The sequence below is a fragment of the Azospirillum sp. TSH58 genome, from assembly GCF_003119115.1.
Lineage (GTDB): Bacteria > Pseudomonadota > Alphaproteobacteria > Azospirillales > Azospirillaceae > Azospirillum.
This window is the reverse complement of record NZ_CP022367.1, coordinates 1,171,748-1,184,559: the sequence shown is the minus strand read 5'-3', so window position 1 is coordinate 1,184,559 and position 12,812 is coordinate 1,171,748. Positions and strand designations below refer to the sequence as shown.

The 12,812-nt window shown below is 70.9% G+C and carries 5 protein-coding genes; all 5 read left to right on the top strand.

The window, feature by feature from the left end:
- The first annotated feature begins 86 nt into the window (after nt 1-86).
- The 5 genes from TSH58p_RS26820 to TSH58p_RS26800 all read left to right on the top strand — a co-directional run bounded on the left by TSH58p_RS26820 (nt 87) and on the right by TSH58p_RS26800 (nt 12,777).
- Nucleotides 87-1,352 (top strand): extracellular solute-binding protein, encoded by a 1,266-nt coding sequence (locus TSH58p_RS26820; RefSeq protein ID WP_109071015.1) that lies wholly within the window; start codon nt 87-89, stop codon nt 1,350-1,352.
- A 263-nt stretch (nt 1,353-1,615) separates the two neighbouring features.
- Entirely contained in the window at nt 1,616-2,554 is a 939-nt protein-coding gene (locus TSH58p_RS26815; protein WP_109469572.1) for a carbohydrate ABC transporter permease, read from the top strand.
- 4 nt (nt 2,555-2,558) lie between these two features.
- A complete protein-coding gene (locus TSH58p_RS26810; protein ID WP_109469571.1) occupies nt 2,559-3,380 on the top strand; it encodes a carbohydrate ABC transporter permease in 822 nt (273 codons plus the stop codon).
- A gap of 60 nt (nt 3,381-3,440) precedes the next feature.
- Complete coding sequence (locus TSH58p_RS26805; protein WP_109469570.1) at nt 3,441-4,661, top strand: ABC transporter ATP-binding protein; 1,221 nt, start codon at nt 3,441-3,443, stop codon at nt 4,659-4,661.
- Between the two features lie 334 nt (nt 4,662-4,995).
- Nucleotides 4,996-12,777: a hypothetical protein gene (locus TSH58p_RS26800; RefSeq protein ID WP_109469569.1), complete on the top strand. Its 7,782-nt coding sequence runs from the start codon at nt 4,996-4,998 to the stop codon at nt 12,775-12,777.
- The last annotated feature ends 35 nt before the right edge of the window (nt 12,778-12,812 follow it).

Here is a 12,812-nt window from a genome sequence, read left to right as displayed (position 1 = left end):
CCCGCATACTCTGGTATGGTTCCGGGATTGCGGGCCAAACCAACCAAAAAAGACAGTAAACGAACAAATTCAGAGGAGGACGCAGCATGAAGCCGTTTCTGAGCGCAATCACGGGCATCACCCCCATCCTGGCCGGCGGGCTGGCCGCCGCCCTGGCGCTGGGCACCGCGTCGGTCGCCCTGGCCCAGTCATCCGGAAAGACGGTGGTGACCTTCGCTGCGTCCCACTTCGCCGAGGTCGGCCGCGGCGACCGGCTGAAGGCCTGGGTGGAGACGTTCAACCAGTCCCAAGCGGACATCGAGGTGAAGCCGGTCACCATCCCCTTCTCCTCCTTCGCCACCACCATCTTCACGCAGATGGGCGGCAACGGCGGCCCCGACGTCATCCGCTTCGACCTGCCGGAGTTCTACGCGGCGGTGGCCGCCAAGTCGGTCCTGCCGATCGACGACATCGTGAAGGACGGCGCCCACAACTTCACCGCCGCCGACCAGTACATGAAGGTCGAGGGCAAGCGCTACGGCTTCGCCTTCGACACCGCCAACTACGCGATGGTCTACAACGCCGCGCTGCTGCCCAACGGCACGCCGCCCAAGACCTTCGAGGAGTTCGTGAAGCTCGGCAAGGAGGCGACGAAGGACGGCAACTACGGCTTCGCCTTCCGCGCCACGATGGCCGAGCGCGGCGGCGTCTGGTACGACCTGACCAACTTCGTCTACGGCTTCGGCGGGCGCTGGTCCAAGCCGGACGGCACGCCGACCTTCAACAGCCCGGAGGTCGTGGCGGGTGTCGCCGCCTACAAGACCGTCTACGACGCCGGCATGATCCCCAAGGGCACCGACGCCGCCACCTACCGGCGGATGTTCTGGGAAGGCAAGGTCGCCATGGAGATCGACAACGGCGGCGTCGCCACCATCCTGACCTCGCAGGGCAAGGCGCACCCCATCGCCGCCGCCCCGTCGCCCTTCCCGCACAAGGAGCAGGGCATGATCCTGGCTCCGGTGACCATCAACGCCAACACCAAGGTGAAGGACGCCGCCGGCAAGTTCCTGCAATGGGCGCTCCAGCCCCAGCAGCAGCAGGAACTCCAGACCCTGCTGGGTGCCGCCAACGTCGCGACGACGGTGGAGCGCACGCCGGAGGAGCTTCAGGCCATGCCCTGGCTGAAGGTCTACGACGCGCAGACCCCGAACAGCGTCCCCGCCCTGCCGCAGGGGCTTGAGACCAAGGCGCCGGAGATCCAGCAGATCGTCGTCCAGCAGCTCCTCAAGGTGCTCCAGGGCGGCGTCGCCCCGCAGACCGCCATGGACGAGGCGCAGCGCCTGATCACCGCCCGCGTCCTCGCCCAGAAGTAACGCCCGCACAATTCCAGGGCGATTGCATCCGGCATTCTTAACCCTCTCCCCCCTGGGGAGAGGGTGGCCCGAAGGGCCGGTGAGGGGGTTGCGCTTTTGTCGAGCCTACCGACACGCGCAACCCCCTCACCCTAACCCTCTCCCCGCTTTCGGCGGACCGAAGGTCCGCCTGTCGCGTCAGCGCAAACGAAGTTTGCGCGTGAGCGGAGGGGAGAGGGGATGTCGGAAGCGATCGCCTTGGTCCCAACTCCGGATACCGCATCATGATGAGCAGGACCGTGAGCCAGCCCAGGGCCGCCGCGCGGCGCGCGCCGATCGACCATGGCCGCTGGGTCCCCGCACTTTTTGTCGCCCCGGTGGCGCTCTATCTCCTGGTCTTCCAGGGCTACCCGCTGGTGCAGGAATTCCTGCTCAGCGTCACCTCCACCTCGCTGCTCTCGCCCGGCCAGCAGACCTATGTCGGGCTGGACAATTACCGCGAGCTCGTCTTCGACCCGGAGTTCCATCAGGTCCTGCGCGTCACCGCGGTCTACACGCTGGTCTGCGTGGTCGCCTCCATCGGGCTCGGCCTGCTGGCGGCGCTGCTGCTCGACGGCACCTTCCGGGGGCGCGGCATCGCCCGCGCGCTGGTCACCATTCCGTGGGCCGCCCCGCCGGTCGCCGCGGCGCTGATCTTCGTGTGGATGTTCAACGCGCAGTACGGGCTGTTCAGTCACCTCGCCCAGTTCCTGGGCTTCGCCGAGGGCGGGGTGAACTGGCTGGACGAGCCGTCCTTCGCCCTGCCGGCCATCCTCATCACCACGATCTGGCAGATCTTCCCCTTCTCCTCCGTGGTCATCCTGGCCGCCCTCCAGGGCGTGCCGTCGGAGCTGCGCGAGGCGGCGGTGATCGACGGGGCCGACCGGCTGAGCATCTTCCGCGCCGTCACCTGGCCGACCATCCGCCCGTCGGTGGCCCTGCTGACCCTGCTCATCACGGTGTGGTCGCTGCGCCGCTTCGACGTGATCTGGCTGATGACCCAGGGCGGCCCGCTGGGCGAGACCAACACGCTGGTCATCGACCTCTACCGCCGCGCCTTCGTCTATCTCGACCTCGGCCGGGCGGCGGCGGTCGGCATCATCGGGCTGGTCGTCGCGATCCTGGTGACGCTGGTCTATTTCTGGCTGACGACGCGGGCGGAAAAGGCCGCCGGAAAGCGGTGATCCCATGAAACACAATTCCACGGCCCGCTCGCTCGCCGTCCTGGTCCTCCTCGGAGTGGCGGCCTTCCCGCTCTACTGGATGCTGGTGACCTCGCTCACCCCGTCGGAGCGGCTGTTCGACGCCACGCCGAACCTGCTGCCGACGCTGTCGCAGATCGGCACCTACGCCAACGCCTTCACCGAGACCTCGCTGCGCCAATGGCTGGTCAACAGCCTGATCGTCGCGGTCGGCACGACGGTGCTGAGCATCCTGCTGTCGGTGCTGCCGGCTTACGCGCTGTCGCGGCTGACCTTCAACGGCAAGCTGCTGCTCGGCTTCGCGCTGTTCATGACGCAGATGCTGCCGGAAGCGATGCTGGTGGTGCCGCTCTACGACATCTTCACCAAGCTGTCGCTGCTCAACACGCTGCTCGGCCTGATCCTCGCCAACACGGCCTTCACGGTGCCGGTGGTGACCTGGATCCTGAAGGGCGCCATCGATGGCGTGCCGTCGGAGATCGAGGAGGCCGCAAGGGTGGACGGCTGCTCCCGCCTGGGCATCGTGCTGGCGGTGGTGGTTCCGCTGATCGCGCCGACGCTTGCGGCGGCGGCGGTGATCGCCTTCTTCCACGGCTGGAACGAGTATGTCTTCGCCCAGACCTTCATCAGCGACGACGCCCTGCGCACCGCCTCGGTCGGCCTCGCCAGCTTCGTGGGCGAGCTGAGCACGCCGGTGCACACGGTCATGGCGGTCGGCTTCATCTACACGCTGCCGGCGGTCGTCTTCTACCTGTTCGTCCAACGCTACGTGGTCGCCGGCATGACGACCGGCGGCGTCAAGGGCTGACCGTGGGCCGATCCCGCCCCCCTTGCAACGACACGCCCGAGAGATAAAAGGGAAAAGCCCATGGCTATCAAACTGCAGAACGTCACGAAGTCCTTCGGTCAGCTGACCGTGATCGACAACGTGAGCCTGGAGGCCGGCGACGACGAGTTCCTGGTGCTGCTCGGCCCGTCGGGCTGCGGCAAGTCCACCATCCTGCGCATGATCGCGGGGCTTGAGACGGTGACCAGCGGCGAGATCCATCTCGGCGGCAAGCGGGTGGACCAGCTGCCGCCCAGCGACCGCGACATGGCCTTCGTGTTCCAGTCCTACGCGCTCTACCCGCACATGACGGTGCGCCGGAACATCGCCTTCCCGCTGATCATGCGGCAGTTCCGCTGGTGGTTCCACGTCCCCTTCATCGGCGACTACTTCAAGCGCCGCATCGAGAATTCGCCGGAGGTCCGCGGTCTGGTGGAGCGCACCGCCGACACGCTGGCCCTGACCAAGGTGCTGGACCGCCACCCGCGCACCCTGTCGGGCGGCCAGCGCCAGCGCGTGGCGCTCGGCCGCGCCATGGTGCGCGAGCCGTCGGCCTTCCTGATGGACGAGCCGCTGTCGAACCTCGACGCCAAGCTGCGCACCGCCATGCGGGCGGAGATCACCCAGCTCCACCAGCGGGTCGGCGGCAACTTCGTCTACGTCACCCACGACCAGATCGAGGCGATGACCATGGGCACCCGCATCGCGCTGATGCGCGACGGGCACCTCCAGCAATACGGCACCCCGCGCGAGATCTACGAGAAGCCGGCCAACACCTACGTCGCCCGCTTCATCGGCACGCCGCCGATGAACCTGATCGACGCCGAGGTCGAGGGCATGACCGTTCGCATCGGCTCCAGCGTCCTGCCGCTGCCCGACAAGGCCGAGAGGCCGGGCGGCACCAGCCGCATGAAGGTGTGGCTCGGCCTGCGCCCCGGCGCGCTCGCCATCGTGCCGCCGGGCCAGGGCAAGAGCCTGCCGGGCACCGTCACCCTGGTCGAGCATGTGGGGGCGGAATCGCTGATCTCCGTCAAGCTGTCCGGCGTCCACACCGCCCATGACGACGACGGCGGCCTGACCGACGAGGTGATGGTGTCCGTCCCCGGCTACAGCGAGCTGCGCGTCGGCGAGGCGGTCGGGATCGACTGCCTGCTGAAGGATTTCTCGCTGTTCGAGAAGGACAGCGGCGTCCGCGTCGGCGGGCGGGCCGCGGAGGACTTCCTGGCCGGCGGACGCGTCGGCACCATCCGCACGGCGTCCTGACGCCACCAAAACCGACGGCGCCGCGCCTCCATTCCAGATTGGGTGGGCAGGTGCGGCGCCGTTCCCGAACACTACTTTTCAGAAAGCCAAGCCCGCCTCTTTCACAACCGAAGTCTCAAATGTGTCAATAATCGACAATTTGCTACCGCATGAGCCAAAATTCATGCAGTAACCATCCCCATTCTGCGGGGATTTTGTTGTTGCATGACCGCCGATCCCAGCGGAATTAAATGCCGTTCAGCCAAAAGATCGGCAGCGTTCAGAATTTCTTTAATAAATCCCTTTGTTATTGGCCTTCCCGATACGCGACCGCCGCGATGGCGAGAGGGCCAACATGCCGGACACCCTGGACGCCAGCGCTCCGCTTCTGACCATCCCCGATGCCCTGGCCTCCGAAGCGGCGGCGGTGCTGCTGGGCGGCGATGCCGGCGCGCTGAAGGCCGTTCAGGAGAAGCTGGCGGCGGCGCTGACCGGACAGGGCTTGCCGGAAGGCGCCGCGGGCAGCGTGGCGGACGGCTGGATGCGCGACGTCGCCGCGGGGGTCGGCGCCAGCGCCACGCCCGACGACGCCATCGCGCAGGCGAGCCGGATCGCCGCCGGCACCGCGGCGCGCATGGCCCAGGCCGCCCAGGAAACCGCAGCCCTGACCGGGGAGCAGCGTTTGGCCGTCGCCCTGGCCCAGGGGCAGGGAATCGGGCAAGGGTTGGGGTCCGGCGGTGCCGGCGATCCCAAGGCGGCCGCCGACCTGTCGGCGGCGCTGTTCAGCGGTGTGATGGACCCGGCGGCCCGCCCCGCGGGCGCCGCCGACCCCATCGCCGCCCTGTCGCAGGCCTTGGCCGCTCCCCCAACCGCCCCCGCGGCGGCGGACGCCGTTCCCGTCTCGCCGTCCGACAAGCTCGCCGCGGCGCTCGCCTCGGGCGTCGGGGTGCAGGACACGGTGAAGGCGCTCGGCCCCGGTCCGGGCGGTCATTTCGCCGAAGCGCTGGAGCACGCCCTGTCCAGCGGCGCCGACGCCGCCGGCGCCATCGCCGCGGCGCAGGCGCTGAGCGCCACCAGCGAGGTTCAAACCAAATCCGTCGCGGTCGAACAGACCGACGGCGCGCGCCTGCTCGGCGCCCTCGCCGCCGGAAAGACGGACGGGACGGGCGGCGCGCTGGCCGGCACCCCCGCCTTCACCAGTGTCCTGAACGACGCGTTGGCGCAGGGTGCCCAGCCCGACGCGGCGCTCGGCGCCTCGGCCAGGGCGCAGACGGACATGGCGGCCCGGCAGGAGGCCGCCGCCGTTCCCGCGAAGCCGGCGGACGCCCTGGTGGCCTCGCTGTCGTCCGGCCAGAATGTGGCGGCCACGGTCAAGACCTTCGCCGCCGCCGCCGGGCTCGACGGCGCGGCGTCCGGCGGCTTCGGCGAGGCGCTGGGACGGGCCTTGTCCACCGGACAGGAGATGTCCGGCGCCCTGGGGTCGGCCCAGCAGACCGTGTCCACGGCGATGGCCCTGTCGGCGGAAACGGCGAAGGGCGTGAAGAGCGACGGCCTGATCGCCGCGCTCGCCAGCGGGCAGAACGTGCAGCAGGCGGTCCAGGCGCTGGGTGGGTCCGGCGCCGCCTTCAACGCCGCCCTGGGTCAGGCGCTGGCGGACGGGCGGGCGCCCGGACAGGCCCTCGCCACGGCCCGCCAGACGGCGGAGACGGTGCAACAGAACGCCCAGGGCAGCGAGGTTCCGGTTTCCGCCGAGAACAAGGCATTGGCCGATCTCGCCAACCCGCCGCCCGCGGGGGAGCCGGCCAAGGAGGGCGGCGACAAGAACGCCGACAAGGGCAGTGCCGAGGGCAAGCCCGCCGAGCAGGTCGCCGAAGCCCCGGCCGAGGGCAAGGGGGACGGCAAGGAGGAGGGCGGCGAGAAGGGCGGCGGCGAGAAGGACGGCGCCAAGGAAGACGGCGCCAAGGAGGAGGCAAAAGGCGACGCCGGCGAGAAGGCCGCCGCCGACGCCTCCCCCGACACGGCGCCCACGAAGGGCGAGGCGCCCACCGCGCCGGCCAAGTCCAGCATGGGAAGCGAACCCGCGCTCAAAGCGATCAGCTTCGACGCGGCCGGAACCGCCAAGAGCGCCGACGCCGCAGCACCCAGCGCCACGGCTCCGGCGCCATCCACCAGCGCCACGCCCGCCGCCGCCCCGCCGGTCACCAAGGCGCTGACCAGCGACCCCTTCGCCGTCGCCGCGCAGATCCAGCAGCAGGTGGCTCGTGCCATCGAAAGCGCGGCCAACGCGCTGCCCACGACCGTGGCGCCGCCGGCCATCCCCACGGTGCCGCCGGTCGCGGCGCCCACCCTCGCGGCCAGCTTCGACGCGGCGGCCTTCGCGAAGACCCTGGCGATCGCCGAGGGCACCGCGGCCCCGGCCGGTTTCGCCGTCTTCCATCTGATCGAGGCGATGTTTTGGCCCGGCGAGGCCGGCAGCCATGTGATCGGCGTTGCCGTGGTGGCGAACCCGGACTCCCCGTTCGGCGTCTGGCAGTACAGCGTGGATGGCGGCGCGTGGCTGGCGGTGGGCGCGGTCGGCGACGAAGCGGCCCTCGTCCTTCCGGACAGCGCCCTGCTGCGCTTCGTACCGGCCGCCAACTGGAACGGCACCGCCCCGTCGCTCGGTCTGCGGGCGGTGAACAGCGAATGGGCCGACGGGTTCAGCGGCGCCGAGCACCGGCTGTTCACGCTGACCGGCGTCGGCGGAACCACCCCGCTGTCGGCGGACGTCGCCCCGCTGGCGCTGGAGGTGACAGCGGTGAACGGCGCCCCGGTGGCGACCGGCCCTCAGGCGCTGCTGGCCGCCATCGCGGAGGACAGCGCCGATCCGGCGGGCGCCAGCGTGGCGTCGCTGTTCGGCGGGCTGTTCTCCGACCCCACCGACGCGGTGTTCGGCTCCGCCGGCAACGGCTTCGCCGGCGTGGCGGTGGTTGCCAACCCGGCCGACGCCGCCCAGGGGCAATGGCAGTATTGGACCGGCACCGCCTGGATTGCCGTTGGGTCGGTGTCGGACGGCAACGCCCTGCTGCTGTCCGCCGACGCCAAGCTGCGCTTCCTGCCCGCCGCCGACTGGAACGGCGTGCCGCCGAGCCTGACGGTGCGGTTGATCGACGACTCGCAAGGGCTGGTCACCAGCGGAGAGCGGGCGGACGCGACCGTTGCGGGCGGCGACAGCCGCTACAGCCTCGGCACCATCGCCCTGACCACCGCGGTCAGCGCGGTCAACGACGCGCCCGTCGCCACCGGCACGACGGCCACCCTGCCGACCATCGCGGAGGACACCGCCAACCCGGCGGGCACCACCGTCACCACACTCTTCGGCCATCTGTTCTCCGACGCCGCCGACGCGGTGGGCGGCGGGGCGGCGGCCAACGGCTTCGCCGGCGTGGTGGTGGTCGGCAACGCCGCCACCGCGGCGCAAGGAACGTGGCAGTACTGGACCGGCACGGCCTGGGCCAATGTCGGCGCGGCGAGCGACGCCAACGGGCTGCTGCTGGCCGCGAACACGGCGCTGCGCTTCGTTCCCGCCGCCAACTGGAACGGCACCACGCCCGCCCTGACCGTCCGGCTGGTCGAGGACGGTGGCGCGCCGCTGGTCACCGGCGGGCGGGTGGACCTGACCGGCGGCGTCGGCGGCAGCACCGTCTACAGCGCCGGCACCATCGCCCTGACCGGCACCGTCACCCCGGTCAACGACGCGCCGGTCGCCACCGGAACGACCGCTCTCCTGCCGTCCATCGCGGAGGACGCCACCAACCCGGCGGGCGCTACGGTCACCAGCCTGTTCGCCCACCTGTTCTCCGACCCGGCGGACGTGGTGAGCGGCGGGTCCGCCGCCAACACCTTCGCCGGCATCGCCATCGTCGGCAACGCGGCGACGTCGCAAGGCGTCTGGCAATATTGGACGGGCACGGGCTGGACCGCCGTGGGCGCGGTGTCGGACGGCAACGCCCTGCTGCTGGCCGCCGACGCCAAGCTGCGCTTCCTGCCCGCCGCAAACTGGAACGGCACGACGCCGGCTCTGACCGTCCGGCTGATCGACGATTCGCAAGGACCGGTCATCAGCGGCGAACGGGCGGACGCGACCGGTGCTGGTGGCGACAGCCGCTACAGCCTGGGCACCATCGCCCTGACCACGACGGTCGGCGCGGTCAACGACGCCCCCGTGGCGACGGGCGACACGGCCACTCTGCCGACCATCGCAGAGGACACCGCCAACCCCACGGGCACCACCGTCACCGCCCTCTTCGGCCATCTGTTCTCCGACGCCGCCGACGCGGTGAGCGGCGGGTCGGCGGCCAACGGCTTCGCCGGCGTGGTGGTGGTCGGCAACGCCGCCACCGCGGCGCAAGGAACGTGGCAGTACTGGACCGGCACGGCCTGGGCCAATGTCGGCGCGGCGAGCGACGCCAACGGGCTACTGCTGGCCGCGAACACGGCGCTGCGCTTCGTTCCCGCCGCCAACTGGAACGGCACCACCCCGGCCCTGATCGTCCGGCTGGTCGAGGATGGCGGTGCGCCACTGGTCACCGGCGGGCGGGTGGACCTGACCAGTGGCGTCGGGGGCAGCACCGTCTACAGCGCCGGCACCATCGCCCTGACCGGCACCGTCACGCCAGTCAACGACGCGCCGGTCGTCACCGGAACGACTGCCACCCTGCCGACGATCGCGGAAGACACCGCCAACCCGGCGGGCGCCACGGTCACCAGCCTGTTCGCCCACCTGTTCTCCGACCCGGCGGACGCCGTGGCTGGCGGTTCCGCCGCCAACAGTTTCGCCGGCATCGCCATCGTCGGCAACGCCGTGACCGCGCAAGGCGTCTGGCAATACTGGACCGGCACGGGCTGGGCCGCCGTGGGGGCGGCTTCGGACGGCAACGCCCTGCTGCTGTCCGCCAACACGGCGTTGCGCTTCGTTCCCGCCGCCAACTGGAACGGCACGACGCCGGCCCTGACCGTCCGGCTGGTCGACGATTCCCAAGGGGCCGTGACCAGCGGCGGGCGGGTCGTCCTGGCGAGCGTGGGCGGCGACAGCCGCTACAGCGCCGGCACCGTCGCCCTGACCACCTCGGTCACCCCCGTCAACGACGCTCCCGTCGCCACCGGCACGGCGGCCACCCTGCCGACCGTCGCCGAGGACACCGCCAACCCGGCGGGCGCCAGCGTCTCCAGCCTGTTCGGTCACCTGTTCTCCGACGCCGCCGACGCGGTGAGCGGCGGGTCGGCGGCCGACACGCTGGCCGGCGTGGTGGTGATCGGCAATGCCGCCACCGCGGCGCAAGGGGCGTGGCAGTACTGGACCGGCGGCGGCTGGGCCGACATCGGCGCGGTCGGCGGCGGCAACGGCCTGCTGCTGGCGGCGAACACGGCGCTGCGCTTCGTTCCCGCCGCCAACTGGAACGGCACCACCCCGGCCCTGACCGTCCGGCTGGTCGACACGTCGCAGGGTCCGGTCGCCAGCGGCGAACGGATCGACGCGACGAGCGTCGGCGGGGACACCCGCTTCAGCGCCGGGACCATCGCCCTGACCGGCACCGTCGCTCCCGTCAACGACGCCCCGGTGGCGACGGGCACGACGGCGACCCTGCCGACCATCGCCGAGGACACCGTCAACCCGACGGGCACCAGCGTCACCGCCCTGTTTGGCCATTTGTTCTCCGATCCCGCGGACGCCGTTGCGGGCGGCTCCGCCGCCAACGGCTTCGCCGGTGTCGCCATCGTCGGCAACGCGGCGACCGCCGGGCAGGGCGTCTGGCAATACTGGTCCGGCTCCGCCTGGATCACCATGGGCGCGGTGGCGGAGGGGGCGGCACTGGTCGTCGCCGCCAGCGCGATACTGCGCTTCGTTCCCGCCGCCGACTGGAACGGCACCACCCCGGCCCTGACCGTCCGCCTGATCGAGGACGGCGGCGCGCCCGTCGTCACCGGCGGCCGCGTGGACCTGACGGCCGGCGTCGGCGGCAGCACCGTCTACAGCGCCGACACCATCGCCCTCACCGGAACCGTCACCCCCGTCAACGACGCGCCGCAGATCACCGCCGGCACGACGGCGCTGGCGACGGTGAAGGGCGTGGCGGTGGCGGTCACCGGCCTGTCGGTGTCCGACGTCGACGCCGGCGCGCTGCCGATGCTGGTCACGCTGACCGCCGGCCACGGCACGCTGACCCTGGCCAGTGCCGGGTGGGACGCCGTCGTCACCGGCAACGGAACGGACAGCGTCACCATCCGCGCGACGCTCGCCACCATCAACGGGCTGCTCGGCGCCGCCAACGGGCTCCTCTACACGGCCAGTTCCTACACCGGCGCCGACGCCATCCGGATCGTCGTGAACGATCTCGGCAACGGCGGGGCCGGCGGGCCGCTGACCGCGACCGCCACCATCGGCGTCACCGTGGCGCCGCCGAACGCCTCCCCCGTCCTGATCGACACCAACCTCGACGTCACCGTGGCGGCGGAGGCCCTGGCCGCCCCGACCGCCGGCGCGGTGGGCTTCGCGGTGTCCAAGCTGGTCGGGCTGAACGGCAGCGGCCCGGCGAACGTCACCGACGCCGACGCGGGCGCCGTCACCGGCATCGCCCTGACCGGCGCCAACGAGAGCTATGGCCGCTGGTGGTTCTCCACCGACAACGGCGCCACCTGGAGCCTCGTCGGCGCGGTCAACGACAGCGATTCCGCCCTCCTGCTGCGCACCACCGACCGGCTCTACTTCCAGCCCAACGCCGCGGTGCCGGCCACCGTCAACGGCGCCCTGACCATCCGCGCCTGGGACCAGACGACGGGCAGCGCCGGCTCCAAGGTCGCCGTCACCCTCGGCGCCGGCAGCGCCTTCTCCGCCGCGACGGACACCGTCACCCTGCATCCCGGCGTGCTGATTCCCAACGGCTCCTTCGACAAGGGGCTGACCGGCTGGAACTACACCGGCGGCGCCACCGTGGGTGCCACCGGCGACGGGCATGAGGGCACCCTGACCTCCGCGGGCGGGCGGACGCCGACGCAGCTCGAGGACTTCCTCGGCATCGCCCACGGCTCCATCGCCGCGGCGACGGGGACCGTCCCGTCCTTCGGCCACGCGATGAAGCTGGCCAGCACCGTCACGGTGACGAAGGACACGACGCTGACCTTCGACTGGACCTTCATCTTCTCCGACCCCGGCTATCACGACTTCGCCTTCGTCAGCGTCAACGGCGTGGTCACGCTGCTCGCCAAGGAGGCGAGCGCCAGCGGCACATTCAGCGTGGTGATCCCCGCCAACACCACCCTGTCGCTGGGCTTCGGCACTTCCGACACCAGCGACAACAGCGTCAACCCGGTCCTGCGCGTCGACAACGTCAAGCTGACCACCGTCGCCAGCGACCCCATCGTCCTGGACATGGCCGGCGACGGGCTGGCCCTGCGGGCGCTGACCGACGGCGTCCTGTTCGACGTCAGCGGCGACGGCGTGGCCGACCGGACCGGCTGGGTCGGCAAGGGCAACGCCCTGCTGGTCCGCGACGACAACCAAAACGGGCAAATCGACGACGGGCGCGAGCTGGTGTCGGAGCATTTCGGAAAAGGCTTCAACAGCAGCCTGGAGGCGCTCGCCTCGCTCGACACCAACCATGACGGGCGCATCGACGCCGCGGACGAGAGCTTCGCCACGCTCCAGGTCTGGCAGGACGCCGACGGCGACGGGGTGAGCCAGCCGGGCGAACTGCGCACGCTGGCCGAGGCCGGAATCCTCTCCATCGCCACCTCGGCGACCCCGACCGACACGACGCTGGCCGGCAACCAGATCCTCGGCACCACCAGCATGACCATGGCCGATGGCGGCAGCCGTCTGGTGGCCGGCGTCGCCTTCGAGGCGCAGGCCACCGCCGCGGCGCAACTGCACAGCCAGCCGCTGGCCGCGTCGCCGTCGCCGTCGCCGCAGGCCGATCACGGAGGCTTCGACTACACGGCGCTTCTCTCCTCCGGCCTGGGCCTGCCGGATAACGTTCCGGTTGTGCAGAACGGCCTGGATGCGCACACCGGAGACTGGGCGATGGCGCTTCACACCGCGGACACACACCACGTCACAACCCATGCATCGACGATTGTGCCGGTCGCAGAAAATTCATGAGCGACTGACAGAATTCGTCGCATTTTTAGGTATTT